The following is a 25,064-nucleotide window of genomic DNA, read 5'->3' as shown; positions in this document are numbered from 1 at the left end:
CGCCATGACCGATGCCGCTATCGAGGTAACCGAGCTATGCAAGGCCTATGACGGCCGCCCTGTCGTCGATCGCCTCTCGCTGCGCGTGGCGCCGGGCGAGTGTTTCGGTCTGCTGGGGCCGAACGGGGCGGGCAAGACCACCACCCTGCGCATGCTGCTAGGTCTGGTCACTCCCGACGCTGGCGAGATCCACCTTGGCGGCATGTCCGTGCCGCGACTGGCGCCCGAGGCGCGGCGCCGTGTCGGGGTCGTGCCGCAATTCGACAATCTGGACCCCGACTTCACCGTGCGCGAGAATCTCGCCGTCTTCGGCCGCTATTTCGGACTCTCCCGCGCCGAGCTTCGCGAGCGCGTGCCCGCCCTGCTCGCATTCGCCCGTCTCGAATCGAAAGCCGACGCCCGCGTGAGCCAGCTCTCGGGGGGCATGAAGCGACGCCTCACCCTTGCCCGCGCCCTCGTCAACAATCCGGATCTGCTGGTTCTCGACGAGCCGACCACCGGCCTCGACCCGCAAGCCCGGCATCTGATCTGGGAGCGGCTCAAATCACTGATGAACGAGGGCAAGACGATTCTGCTCACGACACACTTCATGGAAGAAGCCGAGCGCTTGTGCCATCGTCTGTGCGTGATCGACAACGGCCGCAAGATTGCCGAAGGCACACCGCCCGAGCTGGTTGCCCGGGAAATCGGCTGCGACGTTGTGGAAGTGTTCGGTGACGTTCCCCAGGCGTTGCTCGCCCGGTTGGCGCCGCTCGCCGAACGCCTCGAGACCAGTGGCGAGACCCACTTCTGCTATGTGCGCGACGCCGCCCCGGTCGTAAGCGCGCTTCAGGACCAGCCCGGTGTGCGCTATCTGCATCGGCGCGCGAATCTGGAGGACGTCTTCCTCAAACTCACGGGACGGGAGATGCGCGATGACTGAGCACGATCGACACGATCCCGGCAGCGCCCCCCACGCGGAAGGCACCGCCGCCGCTGCGGCAAGGGCACCTCATCCCGGCACATCGCACGCACGCCCTCCCGACGCGCCCCGCTACCTCCCGGGCATCACGCCGTGGACAGGCGTCTGGCGACGCAACTTCCTCGTGTGGCGCAAGCTCGCCATCGCATCGATGTTCGGCAATCTGGCCGACCCGATGATTTACCTCTTTGGGCTGGGCTTCGGCCTTGGGATGATGGTCGGCGAAGTCGACGGCACCTCGTACATCGCGTTTCTCGCGGCGGGCACCGTCGGGTCCAGCGTGATGTTCTCCGCGAGCTTCGAGTCGATGTACTCCGGCTTCTCGCGCATGCACGTGCAGCGCACCTGGGAGGCGCTGATGCACACGCCGCTCACGTTGGGCGACGTGGCACTCGGCGAAGTCGTGTGGGCAGCCAGCAAGGCGGTGCTCTCGGGCCTCGCCATTCTGCTGGTGGCCAGTGTGCTCGGCTACGCACGCCTCGACAGCCTGCCTGTAGTGCTGCCCGCAGTGTTGCTCGCGGGTCTGGCGTTCGCGAGTCTGGCGATGGTGATGACGGCGCTCGCACCGAGCTACGACTTCTTCATGTTCTACCAAACGCTCGTGATGACGCCCATGCTGCTGCTCTCCGGCGTGTTCTTCCCCTTGTCGCAACTCCCGGCAGCAGCGCGTCATGTGACGGAGTGGTTACCGCTCGCGCACGCGGTAGCGCTGATTCGTCCGGCCATGCTCGGGCGTGCCGTCGAGCTGCCGTGGCTGCACGCCGGTGCACTTGCCGTCTATGCCGTCGTCGGATTCGCGCTCGCGCTGGTGCTGTTGCGCAGACGGATTCTCCGGTAGCCAGTGCGGCGTCCCCCGGGCACGCATCGTCACCCAAGAAAAACGGCACCGGGAATGACACCGGTGCCGTTTCTCATTCGTCGCGCCAACCGCATGACGTGTCACGCAATGCGCCGCAATCCGTCGCATAGGTCGACTCACGTCGACCTATGCGGACTCGTGCCCACTATTTCGCCGACTTGGCCGCATCGGCTTTGCCGCTCGGCGCGGCGGCCCCGGCACTGGCCGCACCGAAGACATCGCTCGGACCGACGACAACCGTGACAAGCCGCTCCGGCTGCACGTGACGCACGAAGGCATCGCGCACCTGCGCCGCGGTGACGGCCTCGACCTTGTCGGTCCACGTATCGAGGTAGTCCAGCGGCAGGTTGTAGAAACCGATGGCAGCAACGTTCGCCAGCAGCTTGCGGTTGCTGTCGAGGCGCAGCGGGAAACCGTTGGTCAGGTTGTCCTTCGCGGCCTGCATCTCCGCGTCGGTCGGCCCGTCCTGCACGAACTTGGCGAGCGTCTCACGCACGACCTTGAGCGCCTCGGGGGCCTGCTCACGACGCGTCTGCAAACTGATCTCGAACGGCCCTTCCTGCAACTGCGGGGCGAAACCGCTCGACACGCCGTAAGTCAGACCGCGCTTCTCGCGAACTTCCGCCGTCAGCCGCGAGACGAAGCCGCCACCGCCCAGCACGTAGTTCCCCACGAGCAACGGGAAATAGTCGGGATCGCTGCGGGCCACCGATGCCTGCCCGGTCACGATATGCGCCTGCTCGGCGGGGTGGGGCAGATCGATCTGCACGGCGCTGCGCAGCGCCGCCACCGGCGGCATGGCGGGCGGCGTCACACCGGCCGGCATCGCATCGATCAGCGAGGCGACGAGCTTCTCCGCCTGCGCACGATCAATATCGCCCACGATCGTCACGACCGCGCGCTTCGGGCTGTACATATCGCGATAGAAACGCACCAGATCGTCGCGCCTCACCGCCTTGACGCTGGCCACCGTCGGGCTCACGCCATAGGGGTGGCTACCGTAGACGGCGCTACGAAACGCCTTCTCGGCAATCGCCTCGGGCTTCGTGTCGGCCTCGGCAATGGCCGAAGCCAGCCGCGCCGCTTCGCGCTTGAGCACGACATCGGGGAACGTCGGATGTTGCAGGAACTGCGCCAGGGTGCTCACGGCGGCGTCACGCTCAGCCGCCGAGGACAGCGTGCGCATGGTGACGGTCGCGGCGTCGCGCCCGGCGCTCGTCGACGCCATCGCCCCGACGTCGGCAAAGCGGTCGGCAATCTGCGCTTCCGTCAACGCCGGCTGCCCGCCTGCCGCAGACGCTCCGGAGTCGAGCAGACCGGCCGTGAACAACGCCAGCCCGGACTTGCCTGGCGGATCGTAGCGGCTGCCCGCATCGAAATCGATGTTCACGTCGATCATCGGAATCGAACGGCTCTCGACCAACAGCACCTTGGCACCCGACGGCGAGACCCAGCGCTGGATCGGCAGCGCCGCCGAGGCGCTCAGCGGCATGAGCGCTACCAGCGCACCTGCGGCAACACTCGCCAGAAGGCCCGTGCGCGCAGGCACGGAGAACGCACGCAACAGTGCGGAAATTTTCATCATCGTGTGGCCTCTCTCAGCGCATGGTCTTCAGGTCTTCCGCCCCTTGGGCGCGGCGCTTGCGTGTCGCTTCGTCGATCGGCTGCGGCACCAGCGTTGCCACGGTCAGGGACTCGTCGCCAAAGTACTTGCCCGCCACCGCCTGCACCTGTGCAGGCGTCACTGCCTTCACCTTTTCGAGCATGCGATCGATCTTGCGCCACGAGATTCCCGACATTTCGTTCAGGCCAATTTCCATCGCCTGACCGAACACCGAGTCGCGCTTGTAGATCTGCGAAGCCACCACCTGCGCCTTCACGCGCGCCAGTTCAGCCTGCGTCACACCATGTGCAGCGATATCGGCCACTTGCGCACGCAACGCCTTCTCGATCTGCTCCGGCGTCTTGCCCTGTGCCGGCGTGCCGTCCAGAATGAAGAACTGCGGGCCACGGCCCACACCGTCGTAACCGGCGCCCACGTCGTTGGCGATGCGTTGCTCGCGCACCAGACGACTCGTCAGACGCGCATTGCCATAGCCATCGAGCACAGCGGCGAGCACTTGCAGCGCATAGACGTCGTCATCCTTCTCGACATCGGTCAGGCGCGGCGCGCGCCATGCGAGCATCACGTTCGGATTCTCGGCAGGCGCCTTTACGAAGATCCGCCGCACGCCCAGTTGCGCCGGCTCGTTCTGAGGACGGCGCTCAGGCAACGCACGCTGCTTGAGCGGGCCGTAGTACTTCTCGGCAAGTTGCTTGACCTGCGCCGGGTCCACATCGCCGCTCACGACCACCACGGCATTGTTCGGTGCGTACCAACGCTCGTACCAATCGCGCGTGTCCTGAACCGTCATGTGCTGCAAATCGTCCATCCAGCCGACGATCGGGCGGCGATAGGGATTGGCCACGAGCGCCGTGGCCATCAGTTGTTCGTAGAGCAATGCGCGTGGCTGGTCGTCCGTGCGCAGACGGCGCTCCTCCATGACCACCTGAATCTCTTTGGCGAACTCGTCGGCCGTGAGCGTGAGGTTGGCCATGCGGTCGGCCTCGAGACGCATCATCTCCGGCAGACGCGACTTCTCCGTCTGCTCGAAGTAGCCCGTGTAATCCTTGCTGGTGAACGCATTCTCGCGACCGCCAAGGGCGGCGACCTGACGGGAGAATTGTCCCGGTCCGACCGTTTTGGTGCCCTTGAACATCATGTGTTCGAGCGCGTGGGCCACCCCCGTCGTGCCATTGAACTCGTCGAGCGAGCCGGCGCGATACCAGACCACGTGGGCGACCGTCGGTGCCCGATGGTCTTCGCGCACGATCAGCCGCAGGCCGTTCGATAGCGTAAATTCCGAAGTGTTGTCCGTTGTTTTGCTGCCGGTGGTGTCCGCAGCATGGCTCAGGCTCATCACACCGGCCAAGGTCAGTCCGACCAAGGCACGTCGCCAGCGCATGGTTCCCGTCATGGATCCCCTTTCGCCCGTCATGGACGTCGATACGCGTCTGATAAAATACGTCGCATTTCCCGCGTCGGAAACAACGACTCGCCCATTGTAGGGTGTTTTGTCCGGTGCGAATGGCAAGACAAATCACAGACGCACGCCGACCGCGCGCCCCCACGTCGAGTTCTTCACCCCATGTTCAGCTTCTTCAAGCGCTTCAAGTCCGGCGGTAACAAGGCCGCCGAGACGAGTCCCGCATCGACCGAATCGCCGGCATCCGCCGAATCGGCACAATTGCCGGAACCGCCCGAATCGTCGGGTGCTCCTGTCGAGTGCCCTGCGCCGAAGGCCGAGGCCGCGCAGGCTCAGCCCGCCGCATCTGCCCCGGTCGCTACGCCGCAACCCGTTGTACCCGCCGCCACGGCCCCGAGCGCTCCCGCTACAGTCGTCACCGCACCGCAGACGCCTGCTGCACCGGCAGAGACCCCGCGTGCGCCCGTCGACCCCGTCGAGAATTCGGCGCATTCCGAACCGGCCTCGGTGAATGTCCCGGCGTTCGAAGCGCCGACACCGGTCGTTGCCACGCCTGCCCCGCAAATTGCGCCTGAGCCGGTCGAGCCGGTCGAGCCTATCGAGCCGGTCGCGCCGGCGCCTGTCGTCGTCAAGGACTCGCACGGCGAAGCCATCGGCGAGATCGTCGCCGCCCCCGCCCCGGCACCGGCTGCCAAGCGCTCCTGGCTCACGCGTCTGAAAGCCGGCCTGTCGAAGACGAGCGCAGGCCTCACGGGCATTTTCGTCGGCGTGAAGGTCGACGAAAATCTGTTCGAAGAACTCGAAGGCGCACTGCTGATGAGCGACGCGGGTGTCGAAGCCACTACGTTCCTAATCGAGGCGCTGCGCAAGAAGGTCAAGTCCGAACGACTCACCGAAGGCGAGCAGGTCAAGCGCGCGCTTCACGACCTGCTGGTCGATCTGCTGCAACCGCTGGAGCAGAGCCTCGTGCTCGGTCGCGACGCGCCGATGGTCGCCATGATCGCAGGCGTGAACGGCGCGGGAAAGACGACGAGCATCGGCAAGCTCGCCAAGCATTTCCAGCACTATGACCAGTCCGTGTTGCTCGCCGCCGGCGACACCTTCCGCGCAGCCGCCCGCGAGCAATTGACGATCTGGGGCGAGCGCAACAATGTCGCCGTCGTCTCGCAGGAGAGCGGCGACCCGGCCGCCGTCGTGTTCGACGCCGTCAATGCCGCCCGCGCCCGCAAGATCGACATCGTGATGGCCGACACTGCCGGTCGTCTGCCGACGCAACTGCATCTGATGGAGGAATTGAAGAAGATCAAGCGCGTGCTGGCCAAGGCTGCCGACGGCGCACCGCATGAGGTGCTGCTCGTGATCGACGCCAATACGGGGCAGAACGCGCTCACGCAAGTCAAGGCATTCGACGACGCGCTGCAACTCACCGGCCTCATCGTCACCAAGCTCGATGGCACTGCCAAGGGAGGCATTCTCGCCGCGATTGCGCGCCAGCGTCCGGTGCCCGTGTATTTCATCGGCGTGGGCGAAAAGGTCGAAGACCTGCAACCGTTCTCGGCACGCGAATTCGCAGACGCTTTGCTGGGATAAACGCCTCCCGCCATACGCTTCGCATCGCCCGCCACAAAACAAACGGCCCGCCATTTCCCATTGGCGGGCCGTTTGTTTTTCCGGGCGAACGTCAGGCGACGGAAATGGATCGCCGAACAATGCGTTACAACTGCTGAGCGACGAGCCCTGCGCAAAGTCCCCACATCATCATGCCGACGATGCCGTCGAGGATCTGCCACGCTCGCGCCCGCGAGAACAACGGCGCGAGCAAGCGTGCACCGTAGCCCAGCAGCGTGAACCACAGCACGGACGCGGTCATCGCGCCCGCCGCGAACCACACGTTACCGGGCGACGCCTCGCGCGCGCCAATGCCGCCGAGCAGAATCACCGTATCGAGATACACGTGCGGGTTGAGCAACGAGAGCATCAGCACGAGGACGAACGCGCGTTGCCACGTCATCTCCTGCGTAGCGGCATGGCTACCGTCCGCCTGCAACGCGCCCGCCCCACGCAACGCCGCACGCCACGCGCGCAGGCCATACCAGAACAGGAACGCCGCACCGCCCCACGTCACCGCCGCGAGGAAGCTCGGATAGGCAGCAATGAGGCCGCCCATCCCGGCCACGCCAGCCGCGATCAACGCCATGTCGCAGACGGCGCACACGGCCACCACCAGGCCCACGTGACGCTTCAGAATGCCCTGCCGCAGCACAAACGCGTTCTGCGCACCAATCGCCATGATGAGGCTGGCGCCAAGCGCCATGCCCCGCCAGAAAGCCGGGTCGACCATGACGGATTTACTCGGCGTCGGGTTGCGCTTCGGGTGCGGCGCGACGGAAGGCGTCGAGCGTCTGGCAGTGAGCGTTCACGGCGGCAATGCGCGGGAACGGCGTCATGTCCACGTTGAAGCGGTTCGCGTTGTAGACCTGCGGCACGAGGCAGCAATCCGCCAACGTCGGCGTGTCGCCGAAGACGAATTTGCCCGGCGACGATTGCGAAGATTGCGACGCCAGCCGCGCTTCCAGCGCCGTGAACCCCTCGACGATCCAGTGAACGTACCAGGCGTTCTTCTGCGCCTCGCTCACGCCCAGATCGTGCTTGAGGTAACGCAGCACCCGCAGGTTGTCGATCGGGTGGATGTCGGCGGCAATGTCCAGCGCCAGTGCCCGCACCTGAGCGCGCGCCACCGGGTCGGCCGGCAGGAGCGCGGGCGTCGGATGCACGTCTTCCAGATACTCGATGATGGCAAGCGACTGGTGAATGTTCGCGTCGCCGTCGATGAACGTTGGCACCAGTCCATTCACGTTGAGCGCGCGGTACGCCGGTTTGAGCTGTTCGCCGCCGTCACGCACCAGATGCACGGGTGCGGTGTCGTAATCGAGTCCCTTCAAATTCAGGGCGATCCGCACACGATACGCGGCGGAACTGCGGAAATAGCTGTACAGCGTGGACATGACAAACCTCGAAATCGGAATGGGGGAAGACGCGCAGGCGGCGAGACGGCTTGTGACGCTCGCGTCCGAACACAAGATGGTACTTCAAGCGCTGGCCCCGAGGACACCCGATTGCGTATGATGAACGGATACGAATCCCCATCCCGAGTGTCATGACCTCTGCCCCTCCTTTTGCCTGCGCGCCGTTGCTCAAAACCATCGCCCGAGGGGCGAAAGGCGCACGGCCGCTCAACGCCGACGAGACGCGCACCCTGTTCGACGCCATCCTCGCCGATCGGGTGGCACCGGCCGAACTGGGCGGGGTGCTGATCGCCTATCGCATCAAGGGCGAAACGCCTGTCGAACTGCGCGCGATGCTCGACGCCGCGCACGCGACCTTCACGCCGCTCGCCGCACCGGCCGACGCGCCGCCGCCCGTCCTGCTCCCCAGCTACAACGGCGCGCGCAAGCAACCGAATCTCACGCCGCTGCTGGCGTTGCTGCTCGCCCGCGAAGGCATTCCGACGCTGGTGCATGGCCAGCATCACAGCGGCGCGAATCGCGTCGGCACACAGGCGATCTTTGCAGCATTGGGCCACGCCGCCTGCCAGTCGGCCACCGAGGCCGAGGCAGCACTGCGAACCCGTCGCGTCGCCTATCTGCCGATTGCCGCGCTCTCGCCCGCACTGGAGCGGCTACTGGAGATGCGTGCCGCGCTGGGCGTGCGCAACTCGGGCCATACGGTAGTGAAGCTGTTGCAACCGTTTGCCGGGCCGGCACTGCGGCTCGTGAACTACACGCACCCCGAATACCGGGAAACGCTTGGCGAAATGTTCGCCGACGCCGCCAACAGCCCGGCGCCCGGTGTGCTGCTGGCTCGCGGCACGGAAGGCGAACCGGTCGCCGATGCCCGCCGCCAGACCGCAATCGACGGGTTCTCGGATGGGGTGTATCGGTTGTGGCAATCCGCAGAGGAAGGCGCGACGGGCATACCGCCGACACTGCCCGCGTCCGATGCCCCCGCCACGGCCCGTTGGATTGAAGCCGTGCTGGCCGGCGACGTCGACGTGCCCGCACCCATTGCCCGGCAGGTCGAGGTGATTCGTCAGGCGTTGGGGCTGGGCATCACGCGGTGAACGGAAATGATGCCGCCATTGGCGATTCGAGCGATATTCGGCCGCAAAACGACTCGATTAGCTCGTAAAGTACGAAAATCTACCGGAATTCGATAAATTTAATATTTTCCGGAACAATTTGTCCCAAAACACATCAAATCTTCTGTTCGGAGAGGACGTCCGGTGAGTACCGGACGAGATAGCCGTCGGGTCCGCCGGCAGACGACCGACGATTCATTCGGCCGACGCCATGCGGGTCGCCTGCCATGAGATGAGGTGCCATTCGTCGGCCTCGAGCACGTGGACCGCCGTATAGGCCATTTGCGACTCAAGCGAGCCGGTCGCGGTTTCCAGTTCGATCTTGAGCTTGCCGGTAACGACCACGGTGTCGCCAAACTGTCGGAGTTCTTGCGCCCGGATATCGATGTCCAGATATCGACGGCGGCCCGAGGTCAGGGCGTCGAGGAATTCGCGCTTGGTTTCGCGTTTGCCGTTTGAATGAACGTAGTGAAGGCCGTCTGCCAGGAGCGCGTCGAGTTGTTCGACGTCCCCCTCAACCATTGCGTCGAAACGCGCGGATTCGCGCTCGCGCACTACGTCAATGTGCTTTCCCGCCATGTTGACCTCCCGTCTTCGCCGACCCCAAACGCTCGCGACTTGGGTTGCAATTTACACCATCCATGCGACGTTTGCGCCAGTGACTTCTCCGGTTTTTCGGGGGGTGCTGGAAAACCCCGAGACGGCGGAAACTTCCCGCCCGGTAAGGGTTCTAACGTCTTTAGCACTCATCTGAAGAGAGTGCTAAAATGCTTTCCCAGAGGCTAACCAGGAGTCCACCACTTGAGTACTGCCGCCACTTTGCATCCGACGACGCCGGCCACCGGCACGGCGCCGAATTCTCGTGCCCTTGCTCTCGCCCCGTCGGCATTGATGCTGCCGGGCAGTCTGGGCAATATCGACAGCTATATTCAGGCTGTCCACCGCATTCCCCTGCTCACCGCCGAGGAAGAGCAGTCGCTCGCCAAACGCCTGCGGGAAAGCGACGACCTCGATGCCGCCCGCCAGCTCGTGCTCTCGCACCTGCGTCTGGTGGTCTCGATCGCGCGCAATTACCTCGGCTATGGGCTGCCGCACGCCGACCTGATCCAGGAAGGCAACATCGGCCTGATGAAGGCCGTGAAGCGCTTCGATCCCACTCAGGGTGTGCGACTCGTGTCGTACGCCATGCATTGGATCAAGGCCGAGATTCACGAATACGTGCTGCGCAACTGGCGCACGGTCAAGGTCGCCACGACCAAGGCTCAGCGCAAGCTGTTCTTCAATCTGCGCAGCCAGAAGCAGGGCCTGCAGGCATTCACGCCGGAAGAGATCGACCAGGTCGCCCGCGATCTGAATGTGAAGCGCGAAGACGTCGTCGAGATGGAAACGCGCATGTCGGGTGGCGATATCGCCCTCGAAGGGCACAGCGACGATAGCGATAGCCCGAGCTTCGCCCCCATCGCGTACCTCGCCGACTCGCATCAGGAGCCGACCGCCGTGATCGCCGCGCGCGAGCGTGACCATCTGCAAAGCGACGGCCTGCAAACCGCGCTTGGCCGCCTCGACCCGCGCAGCCGCCGCATCATCGAAGCGCGCTGGTTGTCGGTCGCCGACGACGGCAGCGGTGGCGCCACGTTGCATGAACTGGCCGACGAGTTCGGTGTGTCTGCCGAGCGCATCCGTCAGATCGAAGTCGCCGCCATGAAGAAGATGAAAGGCGCGTTGCAAGCCTACGCGTAATGCCTTGATCGGGTGGGGGCGGCAACGCGACAAATTGCCACAGACCCTGCCGGATCACCGTCGGTCGATCATCACCGACACCGAAGCCCCGTGAGATTCACGGGGCTTTTTCATTGGACTTCGAAAGTTCACGACTCATTTGCGCCGGACTTGATGCATCGCAAGGTCGCCTGCGCGACCGGTCGATAGAATCGGCTCGTACGTGGCCATGCTACGTGCGAAGGACGGCCCGGGGGCCGTTCGCCGCGCCCGACCTTGTCTCGAACTCGCTTCTCGTCGGCCATCTTTCGTGATGGCGGATTCGCCTCGAACCAGCGTCACTTGCGTGTCATCCGCCCCCGCGCTCCGCGGTTTGACATTTTCAAGCGATAAGGCAAAATGCGCCGGAAGTCGACGCTGTTCCCAACACCACGACTTTCGACGCCAGGAGCCGTCACGGATGGACACCCACTCTCCTAGCAGTCTGAAGCCTCCCGCGCCGAGCGCGCCCGTCGCGGCGTCGCGCAGCGCCGCCATCGTCGCCTGGCTGATCACGCGCTGGCGCACCCGCCCTTCCCGTTTCATGATCGAAATCCTGATCGTTCTCGCGATCAAGGTAGCACTCCTGTTCATTCTGAAGCACGCGTTCTTCGACGCCCCGATGGCCAGGCACATGCAGTTGCCGCCGGACGTCGTGGCTCGCGCCCTGATCGGGCCGCAAGCCGTCGAAGCGCAGTCCCCCACCCCAAGTCAAGGTGTCCGCCATGATCAGTAGCGAAGTCGTTGACCTCTCGCGCTTGCAGTTCGCCATAACGGCGCTGTATCACTTCCTGTTCGTCCCGCTCACACTCGGGCTGTCCTGGCTGCTTGTCATCATGGAGTCGGTCTACGTGATGACCGGCAAGCAGATCTACAAGGACATGACCCAGTTCTGGGGCAAGCTCTTCCTGATCAACTTCGCGATGGGCGTGACCACGGGTCTTACGCTCGAATTCCAGTTCGGCACCAACTGGGCTTACTACTCGCATTACGTCGGCGACATCTTCGGTGTGCCACTCGCCATCGAAGGTCTGATGGCGTTCTTCCTTGAAGCCACGTTCGTCGGCCTGTTCTTCTTCGGATGGAACAAGCTCTCGCGCATTAGCCACCTTGCGACCACGTTTGCCGTGGCGCTGGGCTCGAACCTCTCGGCGCTGTGGATTCTCGTTGCCAACGGCTGGATGAACAATCCGGTCGGGGCGCACTTCAACTACGAGACCATGCGCATGGAGTTGAACAGCATCTGGGAAGTGATCTTTAACCCGGTGGCGCAGGTGAAGTTCGTCCACACGCTCTCGGCCGGTTATGTCACCGCCGCGATGTTCGTGCTCGGCATCTCGGCGTGGTACCTGCTCAAACGCCGCGACGTACCGTTCGCACTGCGCTCGTTCGCGGTGGCGGCCGGTTTTGGTCTGGCCTCGACGCTGTCGGTCATCGTGCTGGGTGACGAATCGGGCTACACCACCGGCGAAGTGCAGAAGGTCAAGCTCGCCGCCATTGAAGCGGAGTGGGAAACGGCCAAGCCGCCTGCCTCGTTCACGCTGTTCGGCTTGCCGAACCAGAAGGAAGAACGCACCGACTTCGCGGTGAAGATTCCCTGGGCCATGGGCCTCATCGCTACGCGCTCGGTCGACACCCCGGTGATCGGCCTCACACAACTGCGCGATGAGCATAAGGAGAACATCCGGCGTGGCATGATCGCCTTCGCGGCGCTCGAGAAGCTGCGCAGCGGCGACAAGTCACCGGCCGTGCGCACCGAGTTCGATAAGTACAAGGACGACCTCGGCTACGGCCTGCTGCTCAAGAAGTACACCGCGAACGTGGTCGACGCCACGCCGGAGCAGATCCACATGGCGGCCAACGACACGATCCCGCCGGTGGCGCCCGTGTTCTGGTCGTTCCGCATCATGGTTGGACTGGGCTTCCTGTTCCTGTTCACCTTCCTGTGGGCCTTCTGGCTGTGCGCACGCCGCCGTCTGCTCAAGCCGCGTTCGGCCTGGTTCCTGCGCTGGACCGTCTGGGCGATTCCGCTGCCCTGGCTGGCCGCCGAATTCGGCTGGATCGTGGCCGAAGTGGGCCGTCAGCCGTGGACCATCGCCGGCATTCTGCCGACGCACCTCTCGACGTCGTCGCTCTCGGCAAGCGACCTGTATATGAGCCTCGCGGGTTTCATCATCTTCTACACCGCGCTGCTCATCATTGAAATGTTCCTGATGGTGAAGTACGTCAAGCTCGGCCCGTCGTCGCTGCACACCGGCCGCTACCACTTCGAGACAGAAGGCACGAACGGTACCGCCATCGCCGGCGACCGTGCGGCGACTTCGGTCTGATCGTCAGGGAGACACGACATCATGATGATCGATTACACCGTACTCAAGCTGATCTGGTGGGTGCTCATCGGCGTGCTGCTGATCGGCTTCGCCTTCTTCGACGGCTTCGACATGGGCACGGCGACGCTGCTGCCTTTCCTCGGCAAGACCGACGCGGAGCGCCGCGTCATCATTAACACCGTAGCCCCAACGTGGGAAGGCAACCAGGTGTGGTTCGTGACGGCAGGCGGAGCGATGTTCGCCGCGTGGCCGCTCGTCTACGCTGCGGCGTTCTCCGGCCTGTACTGGGCACTGCTGCTGGTGCTCTTTGCGTTGTTCCTGCGCCCGGTCGGCTTCGACTACCGCAACAAGCTGCCCAGCGCACGCTGGCGCAATTCGTGGGATTGGGCGCTGTTCGTCGGTAGCGTGGTGCCGTCGCTGGTATTCGGCGTGGCCTTCGGCAATCTGCTGCTGGGGCTGCCGTTCTCCTTCGACAACACCATGCGCTCGACGTACACGGGCTCGTTCTGGGCCCTGCTCAACCCGTTCGCCCTGCTGTGCGGTCTGGTCAGTCTACTGATGCTGCTCACGCATGGCGCCGCACACCTGCGCATGAAGGCCGATCCGGTCGTGGCCGAGCGCGCCGGGCGCATCATGCGCCTGACCGCGCTGGGCACACTGCTGCTGTTCATCGTGGCGGGTGTGCTCGTCGCCACGCACGTCGACGGCTTCGCCATCACGCAGATGGGGCCGACCGACTCGCCGGCCAACCCGCTGCTCAAGGAAGTCACGACCGGCGCCGGCCTGTGGCTCACGAACTACCACACCTATCCGTGGATGATCGCGGCGCCGGTGGTGGCCTGTCTGTGCGCCCTGCTCGCGGCCCTGCTTGCAACCAGCCGCGCCTATGCCTGGACGTTCGTCGTGACCGGCCTGATGATGGCCGGCATCATCCTCACCGCCGGCTTCTCGATGTTCCCGTTCGTGATGCCCTCGGCCACGTCGCCGGGCAGCAGCCTCACGGTCTGGGATGCCACGTCCAGCCAGCTCACGTTGCAAATCATGCTGATCGCCGTGATCGTTTTCCTGCCCATCATCCTGCTCTACACCGGCTGGGTGTATCGCGTGATTCGTGGCCGCGTGACGATCGAGACGGTCAACGACAACCCGCACACGATGTACTGATCAAGGAGTCGCGACATGTGGTACTTCTCTTGGATTCTCGGCCTCGGCCTCGCGCTCGCGTTCGGCATCATCAACGTGATGTGGTTCGAAGCGCACGACGACCTCGAACGCCGCAGTCAGGAAGACAGCTGATCCTGACCCGCAGCAGGTAGAAATGAAAATCGCGCCCCGTGGGGCGCGATTTTTTTGTGCTGCAACCGCCTGTCCTGCGACTCAACGCATTCAGCTCAGCAACGTCTGCAAATCCTTGGCCATCGCATCGACCGGTTCGTCCGGGCGCATGAACAGGCGCAACTGACCGTTCGGATCGAAGACATAGATACCGGCGGTGTGATCGATGGTGTAGTTGTTCGGCGTCGAGCCTTCCACCTTGTTGACCACCACGCGGAACGACTTCGTGACTTCCTTGAGCGCCGCCTCGTCGGCCGGGCGCAGGCCGACGAACGCCGGGTTGAACGCCGGCACGTACTGGCCCATCAGTTCCGCCGTGTCGCGTTGCGGATCGACGGTCACGAAGAGCACCTGGACGCGTTGCGCATCCGTACCGAGCTTCTGCATGACCTGATTGAGTTCTGCCATCGTGGTCGGGCAGACGTCGGGGCAATGCGTGTAACCGAAGAACATGACGACCGCGCGGCCTTTGTAGTCGGCGAGCGTGCGTGTCTTGCCTTGCGGGTCCTGCAACGAGAAGTCCTGCGCGAACTCCTTGTTTCCGGTGATATCCAGGCTCTGGAACGACGGTCCTGCCTTGCCACACGCGGCGAGCAGCACGGTGAGTCCCATCAACAACATCGCACGACGCAACCAGATGACAGCGAGATTCATGAACGAATGACCCCAGAACGTATGGAAAAAATGGCTTCCGAAAATACAACAGGCGCGCCGGCCAAGAATACCGTAACGCGCCTGTCTTCGTGACTCACACCACGGCGGCCGACGCCGCCCCGTGACCGCCCGGCGTCAGCCGAGCAGGAAAATCTGAACGTAATGATCGATCAGCAGTGCCGCGAACAGCAGCGACAGGTAGACGATCGAGTAGCGGAACATCGAACGCGAGAGCTCGTCGGAATAGTGACGCCACAGTTTGACCGCATAGCCCAGGAAGATGCCCGAGAGCACCACCGCCGAGACCAGATACAGATACCCGCTCATCCGATGGGCGAACGGCAGCAGCGACACGGCGAACAGCACCACGCTGTAAAGCAGGATCTGCAGACGCGTGTACTTCTCGCCGTGCGTGATCGGCAGCATCGGCAGGCCCGAATTCACATAATCCTGACGGCGGTAGAGCGCGAGCGCCCAGAAGTGCGGCGGCGTCCAGACGAAGATGATGAGCACCAGAATCCACGCATCGGCAGGCACGGCGCCGGTGGCGGCGGCCCAGCCGAGTGCCGGCGGCATCGCCCCCGACGCACCGCCGATCACGATGTTCTGCGGCGTGGAAGGCTTGAGGATGATGGTGTAGATCAGCGCATAGCCGACGAACGTGGCCAGCGTGAGCCACATCGTGAGCGCGTTGGTGAACGTGTAGAGCACCACCATGCCGGCCGCGCCCAGAATCGTCGAGAAGACGATGATCTGCCACGGGGCAATCTCGCCGCGCGCGGAGGGACGCCACGCCGTTCGGCGCATGAGCGCGTCGACGCGTTGTTCGATCAGGCAGTTCACAGCAAAGGCGGAGCCGGCGAGGAGCCAGATACCGATGGTGCCACCGATCAGCACCTGCCACGGCACCATGCCGCGCGTGGACAGGAACATGCCGATAACGGCGCAGAAGACGGCGAGCTGCGTCACACGGGGCTTGGTCAACGCCCAGTATTGTGCGATACGGCTAGACGGCGGATGGGGAAGGGTCGTGCTTTTCATACACTCAGAGGCAATGCGCTATGCCGAGCCAGTCGGGGCGCCAGCGAGTGGTTCGGTAGCCGACTCCGCTGACGGGAGGGGCTTCTGGCGGGCCGGAAGGTCTGCCTGATCTGTCAGGCCGGCCGCAATGGACGCCGCCGTTCTAGCGGCGCGAATGCGGTAGTTTAACATAACGAGCAGCAGCAGCAGGACGGCCGCCCCGCCGTTATGAGCGATAGCGTTGAGCAGCGGCCATTGGAAAACGATGTTCGACAATCCCGTCGCGAATTGCACGAACACCAGCATCAATACCAGAATAGACGGTTTTCTGAGCGTGGCATGACGCCGCAGCTGGATCGCCAACCACGCCAGATACGCCACGACCACCACCGCAAACGTCCGGTGTACCCAATGGATCGCCACGAGCGCGTCCATCGGAATCACTTCGCCACCGGCTGTCTTGCCCAGCTCGCGCCAAAGCTTGAAGCCGTTGTGAAAGTCCATCGGCGGCACCCACTGCCCCTGACAGGTGGGGAACTCGGTACACGCCAGCACGGCGTAGTTGGTACTCACCCAGCCACCGAGCGCAATCTGGAACACCAGCAGCGCCAGTCCGATCAGCGCCGCCCAACGCCAGCGCAGCGCCCCCGGATCCGCCGCAACACTCGCAAGCGGCATCTGACGCGATGCCAGCCAGGCAAGCGACCCTAGCAGAGTAAGCGCCAACATCAAATGTGTGGTGACGATCACCGGCTGAAGTTTCATCGTGACGGTCCATGCGCCGAACGCGCCCTGCACACACACGAGAAGGAAAAGCCATGTCGCGAGCCAGGGCGACTGCTTCAGTTCGCGTCGCTTCACCCAGGCCATCACCATCAGCACGATGATGAGTACGCCCACCGACATGGCGAAGTACCGATGGATCATCTCGATCCACGCTTTGACGAACGTCACCGGACCGGTCGGCAGCATGGACTGCGCGGCGTGGATGTCCGCGTGCGCGGCAAACGGCGACGACGTGCCATAGCAACCCGGCCAGTCGGGGCACCCGAGGCCCGAGTCCGTGAGCCGCGTGAAACCGCCGAACATGATCAGATCAAGCGTGAGAAAGGTCGTCACCCAGGCCAGTTTGCGGTACTTGTTCGCATCCCGGCGCAATAGCACCCAGGCGAGCGGCAGTACCGCAATACACAGGCCGATGAAGCCCAGTTCCAGAAGGTAAAGCATCGGTTTTACGTCAGTTCTTCGTCATGTCCCGTGCGCCAACGCGCGCGGTCTCGTCTACATTGCGGGGCGTGCCCCTCAACCCGTCCCCGACCACTTGAGCAGTCGCGACAGATCGCTCTTGATCTTGCCCGGATCGGCGTTCTTCGGGAACGCCATCATCAGGTTGCCCAACGGATCGACCAGATAGATGTGGTCGCGCAGGCCGGTGCCGTCCTGTGTGGGCAGCCACGACGCCAGTGCGACCGGGTCGGCCCGCAGGCGACGCGTGTCTTCATACGCCGCATCGAGTTTGTCGGCCACCGGGGCATCGTCGGTCACCAGCCACAGGGTTTCGACACGCGTTCGCTCATTGCCCTGCAACACACGGATCTGCCGCATGTAGAAGAGCTTGCTCACGCAATTCTCGTCACAGGCTGCCGTATCGGCGCTGATCATCAGCCACTTGCCCTTGAGCGACGACAACGGCAGCGTCGCGCCCGTCTCGTCGTCGCGCACCACCAGCGCGGGCAGCGGCCGCTGCGGTTCGATCAGCTTCCCGTAGGCCGACGTGCCACCCTGCGGCTTGAAGACGAAATACATCAGATACGCCGCCACTGCCGGCGCCGCACACACCACGAACAGCAGCACCAGCATGCGCCTCGCCCGGCGTCGTTGCATCGGATCGATGGCGGGGTTCCCCGTGCGTCCGGCACTCACTTCTGTACTCATGTTCGCCTCATGCCCGCGTGAAAGGGTCGGTGGCTGTCGCCAGCCGGCGTCCGCGCCGATAGGCCAGACGCAAACCCAGCAACGCAAGGATCAGCGACATGCCGAACCATTGCGCCATGTATCCATAATTGCGATCCGCGCCGTTCGCCGGCGCAGGCCAGTCGCGCAGCAGATGATCGCCTGTGTCGTTCGTCTGCATGACGACAAACGGTTGTAGCGGCAGCGACGTTTCGCGCGCGTAATCTGCCACATCGAGATTCTGACGAATGACCAACCCCGCCGCCGAGCCGCCATGGCCCAACTCGAAGGCACGCGACGCATCGGGCTGCGCGAGACCTTCGATGGTGACGTCGCCCGCCGGGGTCGCATAGGGCATGATCGCGGCGCGATCGCGCAAATCGCGCGGCAGCCATCCACGATTGACGAGCACCACATGGTCCGGTGCCGTCTGCAATGCCATCACCACGTAAAAGCCGGGCTGGTCGTTGCGCGGTCGATTATCCAGATACACCACGCGATTGCGCAGAAAGCGGCCCGTGACACGCACGCGCCGGTTCGCCACATCCCCCAGCGCATAAGTCTGCGCGCCGAGCGTGATCACCGGTGCATGTTCGGCCTGCTCGATCTGCGCCTGCCGTGCCAGACGCATCTGTGCGCGCTGATACTGCCACACGCCGAGCGCTGCGGTGAGCATCACGCCCAGCAGAATCAGCAGCGCCGGTACCGGCCGCATGCCGCGCATGAGAGTTTTCAACACGTGCATTCCTTGTCTGGCAGCGCAATGAACACTGGCGCAATACACTGCATTGCAGCGTGCCAGCGCGTGTCCGTTGCCCGATAATGACGAATTCCCGTCATCGGACAGATCATGCGCATCATTGTTGCCATCGCCTTCGTCCTGATTCTTGGCAGTCTGGCGTCCGCATTGTTTTTCATGATGCGGGACAAGGGCCGATCGAATCGCACCGTGCATTCGCTCATGGTGCGCGTCGGCCTGTCGGTGACGCTGTTCCTGCTCATCCTGTTCGCCAACTGGATGGGCTGGATCCACAGCACGGGCATACGATACTGAGTCCCGCGCCGCCCTCCTGCGACAAATCGCCGCACCTCATCCTCACTGTCCGTCCCCGATCCCTGTGACGCCTGTCGTCATCGCTCGGTGCCGCGACTTCCGGCGTGGCACTCGGCTGTGCGACATAAGGCCGCATTGCGCGGCCCGTCCACCGCTTTCCCCCGCAAAGCCCCTACTGCCCTATCGGTTGACGACGGCCGCTGCAAATGGAAACGCCGCCGGAATCCGGCGGCGTCCCGAGTGTCTTGCCGCGTTCGACGTCAGAGCCAGTAGACCACGACGTACAGGCCCAGCCAGACCACGTCGACAAAGTGCCAATACCAGGCGGCGCCTTCAAAACCGAAGTGATGCTCCGGCGTGAAGTGGCCCTTCATCAGGCGAATCAGCATGACGCTGAGCATGATCGCGCCCAACATCACGTGGAAGCCGTGGAAGCCGGTGAGCAGGAAGAACGTCGAGCCGTACACGCCCGAGGTGAGCTTCAGGTTCAGTTCGGTGTAAGCGTGGTGGTATTCGTAAGCCTGGAAGCCCAGGAAGACGAAGCCCAGCACCACCGTGGCGAACAGCCAGAAGATCGCACTGCCACGATGGTTGGCGCGCAAGGCGTGGTGCGAGATCGTGAGCGTGACGCCCGAGGTCAGCAGCAGTGCTGTGTTGAGCGTCGGGATCGGCCACGGGCCCATCGTCTCGAAGGCGTCGACCACGCCGGCCGGGCCGGCGTTGGGCCACACAGCGGTGAAGTCCGGCCACAGCAGCTTGTTGTCGAGATCGCCGAGCCACGGCATGGCCAGCGTGCGGGCGTAGAACAGGGCGCCGAAAAAGGCCGCGAAGAACATCACCTCGGAGAAGATGAACCAGCTCATGCCCCAGCGATAGGACACGTCGATGCGTTTGCCGTACAGCCCGCCTTCGGACTCGGCGATCGAGTCGCCGAACCAGCTGCGCAGCACCCAAAGCACCCACAGCAGGCCGGCCAGCGCCGTCCACGGTGCCCACGATAGACCGTTGACCCACGCGGCGGCCGAACCGAGCACCACCAGCAAGCCGACACTGCAGCTCACCGGGTGACGCGAGGGGGCCGGCACGAAGTAGTAAGGCGCCGTTTGGTGTTGACCACTCATTCTTATCTCTCCAGGCTTGGTTCTCTTTGTCTATGCCATTCACGTCGCGAGCCGTATGGCGAGCTTCGCCAACAGCACCAGCGCCACGACAAACAGGATGCCCCCGACCAGTCCCGCAATGATCAGATGCACAGGATTGAGCTGCGCCATATCGCGGTCGTGGTCACGCCCCTTGCGCACACCGAAAAACGACCAGAACACCGCCTTGATGGTCTGGACGAATGACAGCTTGCGCTGGGTCGCCTCCTTCAGGTCATCCATTGCTGCCCTTGCCCCCTCCTGTCGCTCCTGCGTTCAACTCACCGTTCTGCGCGCCCGCCTTGGCGTCTGCGCGCTGATTGGCGTCGTTCTTGCCGAGATCGAAAAAAGTATAGGACAGCGTGATCGTATTCACATCTTTGGGCAGCTTCGTGTCCACCACGAAGACCACCGGGAATTCCTTGGCCTCTCCGGCCCGCAGCGTTTGCTGCGTGAAACAGAAGCACTCGATCTTCTTGAAGTAGCTCGCCGCCTGCGCCGGGGCGTAACTCGGGATCGCCTGCGCACGCACCTCGTGCGGTTGCTGATTCGCCACTTCGTACTCGATGGTCGCGATCTCGCCGGGGTGCACCGTCAGGCTGCTCTTCGCCGGCTTGAAACGCAGCGGTCCCTGCGCGTTGGCATCGAACTCGACGGTGATCGTGCGGCTCTCGTCGACCTGCGAATTGCGCGCCGAAATCTCGGTCGTGCGATCGCCCAACTGGTTGATGCCCACAAGATCGCAGAATGCGCGGTAGAACGGCACCATGGCATAGCCGAAACCGAACATCACCGCGACCAGCAGCAGCAACTTGCTGAAGGTACGCACATTGATTCGTCGCAAACCGCCCATATTCGCCTTGAGGGCACTCGCTCAGTGCCGCCTGTTGCGCTGCATTGCTTCCGCTGCCGTGAGCCTGCTGCCGGGCGCCCCGCCGCGACGGCGAGGCTTCCGGGTCAGATACCGCCCATCAACTTGGTCTTGATCATCACACCGACGAAGAAGACCGCCACGACCGAGGCGAGAATCAGCCCCGTGCGCAGGTTCTTCGCTCGCTGTTCGTGCCTGGCTGCCATGTTCAATGCACCTTCGGCGGCGTCTCGAACGTGTGGAACGGCGCCGGGCTCGGCACTGTCCACTCCAGACCTTCTGCGCCATCCCACGGCTTGGCTTCGGCGGCCGGGCCACCGCGCCACGTCGGAATCGCGACGAAGAACAGGAAGTACACCTGCATCAGGCCAAAACCGAACGCGCCAATCGTCGCGATCTGGTTGAAGTCCGTGAACTGCGCGGGGTAGTCGGCATAACGACGCGGCATACCGGCCAGTCCCAGGAAGTGCATCGGGAAGAACGTCACGTTGAACGTGATGAGCGAGCCCCAGAAGTGGAACTTGCCGCGCCACTCGTTGTACATGTGACCTGTCCACTTCGGCACCCAGTAATAGAACCCTGAGAAGAGTGCGAATAGTGAACCGGCCACTAACACGTAGTGGAAGTGCGCCACCACGTAGTAAGTGCCGTGCATCTGGATGTCGAGCGGCGCCAGCGAGAGAATCAGGCCGGTGAAACCGCCCATCGTGAACACGAACAGGAAGCCGACGGCGAAGAGCATCGGCGACTCGAACGTGAGCGAGCCCTTCCACATCGTGGCAACCCAGTTGAAGACCTTCACGCCGGTCGGCACCGAGATCAGCATCGTGGCGTACATGAAGAAGAGCTGGCCCGTGACCGGCATGCCCGTCACGAACATGTGGTGCGCCCACACCATGAACGACAGAATCGCGATCGATGCCGTGGCGTACACCATCGAGCTATAGCCGAACAGCGGTTTGCGCGAGAACGCCGGAATCACCTGCGAGACGATCCCGAACGCCGGCAGAATCATGATGTACACCTCCGGGTGTCCGAAGAACCAGAAGATGTGCTGATACATGACCGGATCGCCGCCGCCCGCCGCGTTGAAGAACGACGTGCCGAAGTGACGGTCCGTGAGCAGCATCGTGATCGCGCCGGCAAGCACCGGCATCACGGCGATGAGCAGATAGGCGGTGATCAGCCACGTCCACACGAACATCGGCATCTTCATGAGCGTCATGCCCGGTGCGCGCATGTTCAGAATGGTCACGATGATGTTGATCGCGCCCATGATCGACGACGCACCCAGAATGTGCGCACCGAAGATGGCCAGATCCTGCCCCGGGCCCATCTGCACCGACAGCGGCGCGTACATCGTCCAGCCGGCTGCCGTGGCGCCGCCCGGCACGAGGAAGGACGAGATCAGCAGCAGACCGCCCACCGGCAGCAGCCAGAAGCTGAAGTTGTTCATCCGCGCGAAGGCCATGTCCGACGCGCCGATCTGCAGCGGAATCATCCAGTTCGCGAAGCCCACGAACGCCGGCATGATCGCGCCGAAAATCATCACCAGGCCGTGCATGGTGGTGAGCTGATTGAAAAACTCCGGACGAATGAACTGCAGGCCCGGTTCGAACAATTCCGCACGGATCATCAACGCCATCACGCCGCCCGAGAGCAGCATGACAAACGAGAAAATCATGTACATCGTGCCGATGTCCTTGTGATTCGTCGCGAACAGCCAGCGACGCCATCCATGCGGATGGTCGTGCGCGTGATCGTCGTGACCCGCCACGTGATCGTGAGCGATGGAACTCATACCCAATCTCCTTCCTCGAACTGGTCGAACGGCACTTAACTGTTCTTCGCTGCGCCAGCGTCGGCAGCCCCTGCGGCGTTTGCCGACTTGTTGCCACGCGCGTCGCGCACCTGCGCCGGCTGAACGATGTCACCGGTCTTGTTGCTCCACGAGTTGCGCTCGAACGTGATGACGGCCGCAAGCTCTACATCGTTCAGATGCGACCAGTTGGGCATCGCATTCTTGCCGTGCAGCACGATACTGATGTGGTCGGCCACCGGGCCGGTCACGATCTTGCCGCCATCGAGTGCCGGGAATGCACCGCCGCCCTTACCGTTCGGCTGGTGGCAAACCGCGCAATTCGATGCGTAGACTTTCTGACCGCGCTCCATCAGTTCCTGCACGGTGTATGTCTTGTTCGGATCGTCGGCCGATGCCGCCATCTGCTTCTTCTGCGTATCGACCCATTTGTTGTAATCGTCTTCCGAGACCACCTTCACCACGACCGGCATGTACGCGTGCTCCTTGCCGCACAGCTCGGTACAGAAGCCGCGATACTCGCCGACCTTCTCTGCCTTGAACCACGTGTCGCGCACGAAGCCCGGAATCGCGTCTTGCTTGATCCCGAAGGCGGGCACGTAGAACGAGTGGATGACGTCGTTGGCCGTCGTGATGAGACGCACCTTCTTGTTGACCGGCACGACCATCGGGTTGTCGACTTCCTGCAGATACGTGTTGCTCTTCGCCTCCTGGCCGTCGATCTGGCTGCGCGGCGTGCTCAGCGTAGAGAGGAACTTGATGCCCTCGCCTTCGCCCTTCAGGTAGTCGTAGCCCCACTTCCACTGGTAGCCGGTCACCTTGATCGTGATGTCGGCGTTGGTCGTGTCCTTCATCGCCACCACGGTTTTCGTGGCGGGCAGCGCCATCAGAATCACGATGATGAACGGTACGACCGTCCAGATCACCTCGACCGTGGTGCTTTCATGGAAATTCGCGGGTTGATGGCCCTTCGATTTGCGGTGTTTGAAAATCGAATAGAACATCACACCGAACACACCGATGAAGATCACCAGACAGATGATCAGCATCATGGTGTGAAGGCTGTGAAGCTCTTCCGCAAGTTTCGTGACCGGCGGCTGGAAGTTGAGTTCGTTGACGGCCGGCCCCCCCGGCATATCCGTGACCGCCGCCATTGCCGGAGCGACGGCGAGCAGTGAGGCGCCCGCAAGGAAAGCCGCCAAGGCATGTTTCGTTTTTTTCATAGCTTCCTTACCCAAAATTACCATCCAAATCCTCCCTGGCGGTCGCCCGAGATCGTCTCCATCTCTCAGGCCTCTTGGGCAAGACAACGGCGCAGCTCGCGCGCAAACGTTTCGCGGCGATGCGGCGCAAGATAGGCACCGACGGTGACCGAGCGGCTACCCGAGCGCAAGACAATGCGCGTGCGTGGCGGCGTTTCGATGTCGATGCGTACCCAGCGGGGATTGAACTCGTACTGCGTCAACCTCTGTGCTGAACGTTGCTCGACCACAAGGCTCACGGGCGACAACCGAATGACCTCGTAATCTGTGGCATGCCGGGCATGAATGACGAACGCAACGCCCACCACGAGCAAGTCCAGGCCTGTGAACGGCAAGACCAACCACCCACCGCGCCACGCCGCAATCAAGGCAACACCCAGTGACACGGCGGCCAACGACAGGTAGAACAGGACAAACTGGCGCGGCGATATCGCGCAGTTGCGCTTGTGCGTCCATTCCTTCGTCACCGATCCGACGTCGGAGGAAGAGGCTGCGAGCATCGCCGTCACCCGTGGGGCATTTTGGGTCTTTCATGTCCGACGGCCGGGAACCAGTTGCGTCCGGGCCGCGACAAACTGCCGCATTATAGAACGCGCATTCTCGAAGCGACAACATTGATACCGAGTATTTGACGCGTCATAGCATCCTCCTGAACTCATTGATGCAAAAGGGAAATCCGGTTATTCCCCTAGCCGGAAATCTCCACAGGCGCGCGTCTACGGGATACTCCCTATGCGTCGCCGGTTTGACACATCGCAACAAGACACGACTCGTTGCGGTGTCCTGAATACCCGAAACCCCTGCCTCGGGGAACGAAGCTTCCCATCGTCAAACGCGCCTGCCTCGAATCGCACGGCGCGCCACACCCCACGCCACCTTCGCTGC

26 protein-coding genes and 1 pseudogene are annotated in these 25,064 nt (G+C 63.3%); 10 read left to right on the top strand and 17 right to left on the bottom strand.

Annotated features, from left to right (window positions below; translation table 11 throughout):
• Positions 1-4: 4 nt before the first annotated feature.
• Positions 5-922, top strand: a complete 918-nt coding sequence (gene nodI, locus PI93_RS02575) for a nodulation factor ABC transporter ATP-binding protein NodI (RefSeq protein WP_039373718.1) — start codon at positions 5-7, stop codon at positions 920-922.
• Positions 915-1,799, top strand: a complete 885-nt coding sequence (locus tag PI93_RS02570) for an ABC transporter permease (protein ID WP_236105713.1) — start codon at positions 915-917, stop codon at positions 1,797-1,799. Before nodI ends, PI93_RS02570 begins: the two co-directional genes overlap by 8 nt.
• Before the next feature lie 166 nt (positions 1,800-1,965).
• On the opposite strand, the gene PI93_RS02565 is transcribed toward PI93_RS02570, so the two are convergent.
• Positions 1,966-3,405 carry a M16 family metallopeptidase gene (locus tag PI93_RS02565; protein ID WP_052240921.1) on the bottom strand — a complete coding sequence of 480 codons (1,440 nt, stop codon included), beginning with the start codon at positions 3,403-3,405 and terminating at the stop codon, positions 1,966-1,968.
• A gap of 13 nt (positions 3,406-3,418) precedes the next feature.
• Entirely contained in the window at positions 3,419-4,837 is a 1,419-nt protein-coding gene (locus PI93_RS02560; RefSeq protein WP_039373717.1) for a M16 family metallopeptidase, read from the bottom strand.
• A gap of 171 nt (positions 4,838-5,008) precedes the next feature.
• Here PI93_RS02560 and ftsY point away from each other — a divergent pair, with 171 nt between their 5' ends.
• Positions 5,009-6,436: a signal recognition particle-docking protein FtsY gene (gene ftsY, locus PI93_RS02555; RefSeq protein ID WP_039373715.1), complete on the top strand. Its 1,428-nt coding sequence runs from the start codon at positions 5,009-5,011 to the stop codon at positions 6,434-6,436.
• A 124-nt stretch (positions 6,437-6,560) separates the two neighbouring features.
• Here the strand turns inward: ftsY and PI93_RS02550 are convergent, their stop codons facing one another.
• Together PI93_RS02550 and maiA are read right to left on the bottom strand one after the other, a co-directional pair.
• Entirely contained in the window at positions 6,561-7,187 is a 627-nt protein-coding gene (locus PI93_RS02550; protein WP_039365507.1) for a LysE/ArgO family amino acid transporter, read from the bottom strand.
• A 7-nt stretch (positions 7,188-7,194) separates the two neighbouring features.
• A complete protein-coding gene (maiA, locus tag PI93_RS02545; RefSeq protein WP_039365504.1) occupies positions 7,195-7,851 on the bottom strand; it encodes a maleylacetoacetate isomerase in 657 nt (218 codons plus the stop codon).
• Between the two features lie 152 nt (positions 7,852-8,003).
• Here maiA and ybiB point away from each other — a divergent pair, with 152 nt between their 5' ends.
• Entirely contained in the window at positions 8,004-8,966 is a 963-nt protein-coding gene (gene ybiB, locus PI93_RS02540; protein WP_039365502.1) for a DNA-binding protein YbiB, read from the top strand.
• A gap of 213 nt (positions 8,967-9,179) precedes the next feature.
• Here ybiB and PI93_RS02535 read toward each other — a convergent pair whose 3' ends face one another.
• On the bottom strand, positions 9,180-9,563 hold the full coding sequence (locus PI93_RS02535; protein ID WP_039365500.1) for a nuclear transport factor 2 family protein: 384 nt from the start codon (positions 9,561-9,563) through the stop codon (positions 9,180-9,182).
• A gap of 222 nt (positions 9,564-9,785) precedes the next feature.
• Between PI93_RS02535 and rpoH the strand changes: the two genes are divergently transcribed.
• From rpoH to cydX, 5 genes are all read left to right on the top strand, one after another.
• The gene (rpoH, locus tag PI93_RS02530) at positions 9,786-10,724 is read left to right on the top strand and encodes an RNA polymerase sigma factor RpoH (RefSeq protein ID WP_039365498.1); all 939 of its coding nucleotides are present in this window, start codon (positions 9,786-9,788) and stop codon (positions 10,722-10,724) included.
• Positions 10,725-11,163: 439 nt separating this feature from the next.
• The gene (gene cydP, locus PI93_RS02525) at positions 11,164-11,478 is read left to right on the top strand and encodes a cytochrome oxidase putative small subunit CydP (protein ID WP_144400173.1); all 315 of its coding nucleotides are present in this window, start codon (positions 11,164-11,166) and stop codon (positions 11,476-11,478) included.
• Complete coding sequence (locus PI93_RS02520) at positions 11,468-13,072, top strand: cytochrome ubiquinol oxidase subunit I (RefSeq protein ID WP_039365496.1); 1,605 nt, start codon at positions 11,468-11,470, stop codon at positions 13,070-13,072. Before cydP ends, PI93_RS02520 begins: the two co-directional genes overlap by 11 nt.
• Before the next feature lie 27 nt (positions 13,073-13,099).
• Positions 13,100-14,236: a cytochrome d ubiquinol oxidase subunit II gene (gene cydB, locus PI93_RS02515; RefSeq protein ID WP_039365555.1), complete on the top strand. Its 1,137-nt coding sequence runs from the start codon at positions 13,100-13,102 to the stop codon at positions 14,234-14,236.
• A 15-nt stretch (positions 14,237-14,251) separates the two neighbouring features.
• Complete coding sequence (gene cydX, locus PI93_RS02510; protein ID WP_039365494.1) at positions 14,252-14,368, top strand: cytochrome bd-I oxidase subunit CydX; 117 nt, start codon at positions 14,252-14,254, stop codon at positions 14,366-14,368.
• A gap of 90 nt (positions 14,369-14,458) precedes the next feature.
• On the opposite strand, the gene PI93_RS02505 is transcribed toward cydX, so the two are convergent.
• From PI93_RS02505 to PI93_RS02485, 5 genes are all read right to left on the bottom strand, one after another.
• A complete protein-coding gene (locus PI93_RS02505) occupies positions 14,459-15,061 on the bottom strand; it encodes an SCO family protein (RefSeq protein ID WP_039365493.1) in 603 nt (200 codons plus the stop codon).
• Between the two features lie 135 nt (positions 15,062-15,196).
• Positions 15,197-16,102 carry a heme o synthase gene (gene cyoE, locus PI93_RS02500; protein ID WP_039365491.1) on the bottom strand — a complete coding sequence of 302 codons (906 nt, stop codon included), beginning with the start codon at positions 16,100-16,102 and terminating at the stop codon, positions 15,197-15,199.
• Between the two features lie 18 nt (positions 16,103-16,120).
• Complete coding sequence (locus PI93_RS02495; RefSeq protein ID WP_039365488.1) at positions 16,121-17,308, bottom strand: COX15/CtaA family protein; 1,188 nt, start codon at positions 17,306-17,308, stop codon at positions 16,121-16,123.
• A 75-nt stretch (positions 17,309-17,383) separates the two neighbouring features.
• Positions 17,384-18,016, bottom strand: a complete 633-nt coding sequence (locus tag PI93_RS02490; RefSeq protein ID WP_039365486.1) for an SCO family protein — start codon at positions 18,014-18,016, stop codon at positions 17,384-17,386.
• A 7-nt stretch (positions 18,017-18,023) separates the two neighbouring features.
• A complete protein-coding gene (locus tag PI93_RS02485; protein WP_080758978.1) occupies positions 18,024-18,749 on the bottom strand; it encodes an SURF1 family protein in 726 nt (241 codons plus the stop codon).
• 135 nt (positions 18,750-18,884) lie between these two features.
• On the opposite strand from PI93_RS02485, the gene PI93_RS02480 reads away from it, so the two are divergent.
• On the top strand, positions 18,885-19,088 hold the full coding sequence (locus PI93_RS02480) for a twin transmembrane helix small protein (protein ID WP_023597799.1): 204 nt from the start codon (positions 18,885-18,887) through the stop codon (positions 19,086-19,088).
• Between the two features lie 260 nt (positions 19,089-19,348).
• On the opposite strand, the gene PI93_RS02475 is transcribed toward PI93_RS02480, so the two are convergent.
• The 7 genes and pseudogenes from PI93_RS02475 to PI93_RS02450 all read right to left on the bottom strand — a co-directional run bounded on the left by PI93_RS02475 (position 19,349) and on the right by PI93_RS02450 (position 24,679).
• Positions 19,349-20,209 carry a cytochrome c oxidase subunit 3 gene (locus tag PI93_RS02475; protein ID WP_039365480.1) on the bottom strand — a complete coding sequence of 287 codons (861 nt, stop codon included), beginning with the start codon at positions 20,207-20,209 and terminating at the stop codon, positions 19,349-19,351.
• Positions 20,210-20,248: 39 nt separating this feature from the next.
• Entirely contained in the window at positions 20,249-20,470 is a 222-nt protein-coding gene (locus PI93_RS02470) for a DUF2970 domain-containing protein (RefSeq protein WP_039365478.1), read from the bottom strand.
• Positions 20,463-21,080 (bottom strand): cytochrome c oxidase assembly protein, encoded by a 618-nt coding sequence (locus tag PI93_RS02465; RefSeq protein WP_052240335.1) that lies wholly within the window; start codon positions 21,078-21,080, stop codon positions 20,463-20,465. Before PI93_RS02465 ends, PI93_RS02470 begins: the two co-directional genes overlap by 8 nt.
• Positions 21,081-21,184: 104 nt before the next feature.
• Positions 21,185-21,304 carry a cytochrome oxidase small assembly protein gene (locus tag PI93_RS24765; RefSeq protein WP_224785919.1) on the bottom strand — a complete coding sequence of 40 codons (120 nt, stop codon included), beginning with the start codon at positions 21,302-21,304 and terminating at the stop codon, positions 21,185-21,187.
• A gap of 2 nt (positions 21,305-21,306) precedes the next feature.
• The gene (gene ctaD, locus PI93_RS02460) at positions 21,307-22,899 is read right to left on the bottom strand and encodes a cytochrome c oxidase subunit I (protein ID WP_039365476.1); all 1,593 of its coding nucleotides are present in this window, start codon (positions 22,897-22,899) and stop codon (positions 21,307-21,309) included.
• Between the two features lie 38 nt (positions 22,900-22,937).
• Positions 22,938-24,164 (bottom strand): annotated as a pseudogene (coxB, locus tag PI93_RS02455) (cytochrome c oxidase subunit II); the annotation flags it as partial.
• Between the two features lie 41 nt (positions 24,165-24,205).
• A complete protein-coding gene (locus PI93_RS02450) occupies positions 24,206-24,679 on the bottom strand; it encodes a DUF2244 domain-containing protein (protein ID WP_039365472.1) in 474 nt (157 codons plus the stop codon).
• Positions 24,680-25,064 lie beyond the last annotated feature (385 nt).

The organism is Pandoraea fibrosis (assembly GCF_000807775.2).
Taxonomy (GTDB): domain Bacteria; phylum Pseudomonadota; class Gammaproteobacteria; order Burkholderiales; family Burkholderiaceae; genus Pandoraea; species Pandoraea fibrosis.
This window is presented reverse-complemented; position numbering and strand designations above follow the sequence as displayed.

Excerpts from the sequence above, each read along its gene's own strand:
- PI93_RS02505 (WP_039365493.1), bottom strand. The coding sequence starts at position 15,061 with ATGAATCTCGCTGTCATCTGGTTGCGTCGTGCGATGTTGTTGATGGGA.
- PI93_RS02465 (WP_052240335.1), bottom strand. The coding sequence starts at position 21,080 with ATGGGCGGTTTGCGACGAATCAATGTGCGTACCTTCAGCAAGTTGCTG.
- PI93_RS02565 (WP_052240921.1), bottom strand. The coding sequence starts at position 3,405 with ATGATGAAAATTTCCGCACTGTTGCGTGCGTTCTCCGTGCCTGCGCGC.
- PI93_RS02480 (WP_023597799.1), top strand. The coding sequence starts at position 18,885 with ATGCGCATCATTGTTGCCATCGCCTTCGTCCTGATTCTTGGCAGTCTG.
- PI93_RS02470 (WP_039365478.1), bottom strand. The coding sequence starts at position 20,470 with ATGGATGACCTGAAGGAGGCGACCCAGCGCAAGCTGTCATTCGTCCAG.
- cydP (WP_144400173.1), top strand. The coding sequence starts at position 11,164 with ATGGACACCCACTCTCCTAGCAGTCTGAAGCCTCCCGCGCCGAGCGCG.
- PI93_RS02495 (WP_039365488.1), bottom strand. The coding sequence starts at position 17,308 with ATGCTTTACCTTCTGGAACTGGGCTTCATCGGCCTGTGTATTGCGGTA.
- PI93_RS02535 (WP_039365500.1), bottom strand. The coding sequence starts at position 9,563 with ATGGCGGGAAAGCACATTGACGTAGTGCGCGAGCGCGAATCCGCGCGT.
- cydX (WP_039365494.1), top strand. The coding sequence starts at position 14,252 with ATGTGGTACTTCTCTTGGATTCTCGGCCTCGGCCTCGCGCTCGCGTTC.
- PI93_RS02550 (WP_039365507.1), bottom strand. The coding sequence starts at position 7,187 with ATGGTCGACCCGGCTTTCTGGCGGGGCATGGCGCTTGGCGCCAGCCTC.
- nodI (WP_039373718.1), top strand. The coding sequence starts at position 5 with ATGACCGATGCCGCTATCGAGGTAACCGAGCTATGCAAGGCCTATGAC.
- ybiB (WP_039365502.1), top strand. The coding sequence starts at position 8,004 with ATGACCTCTGCCCCTCCTTTTGCCTGCGCGCCGTTGCTCAAAACCATC.
- maiA (WP_039365504.1), bottom strand. The coding sequence starts at position 7,851 with ATGTCCACGCTGTACAGCTATTTCCGCAGTTCCGCCGCGTATCGTGTG.
- cyoE (WP_039365491.1), bottom strand. The coding sequence starts at position 16,102 with ATGAAAAGCACGACCCTTCCCCATCCGCCGTCTAGCCGTATCGCACAA.
- ctaD (WP_039365476.1), bottom strand. The coding sequence starts at position 22,899 with ATGAGTTCCATCGCTCACGATCACGTGGCGGGTCACGACGATCACGCG.
- PI93_RS02570 (WP_236105713.1), top strand. The coding sequence starts at position 915 with ATGACTGAGCACGATCGACACGATCCCGGCAGCGCCCCCCACGCGGAA.
- PI93_RS02520 (WP_039365496.1), top strand. The coding sequence starts at position 11,468 with ATGATCAGTAGCGAAGTCGTTGACCTCTCGCGCTTGCAGTTCGCCATA.
- PI93_RS02560 (WP_039373717.1), bottom strand. The coding sequence starts at position 4,837 with ATGACGGGAACCATGCGCTGGCGACGTGCCTTGGTCGGACTGACCTTG.
- PI93_RS02485 (WP_080758978.1), bottom strand. The coding sequence starts at position 18,749 with ATGCGGCCGGTACCGGCGCTGCTGATTCTGCTGGGCGTGATGCTCACC.
- PI93_RS02490 (WP_039365486.1), bottom strand. The coding sequence starts at position 18,016 with ATGAGTACAGAAGTGAGTGCCGGACGCACGGGGAACCCCGCCATCGAT.
- PI93_RS02475 (WP_039365480.1), bottom strand. The coding sequence starts at position 20,209 with ATGAGTGGTCAACACCAAACGGCGCCTTACTACTTCGTGCCGGCCCCC.
- ftsY (WP_039373715.1), top strand. The coding sequence starts at position 5,009 with ATGTTCAGCTTCTTCAAGCGCTTCAAGTCCGGCGGTAACAAGGCCGCC.
- PI93_RS24765 (WP_224785919.1), bottom strand. The coding sequence starts at position 21,304 with ATGGCAGCCAGGCACGAACAGCGAGCGAAGAACCTGCGCACGGGGCTG.
- PI93_RS02450 (WP_039365472.1), bottom strand. The coding sequence starts at position 24,679 with ATGCTCGCAGCCTCTTCCTCCGACGTCGGATCGGTGACGAAGGAATGG.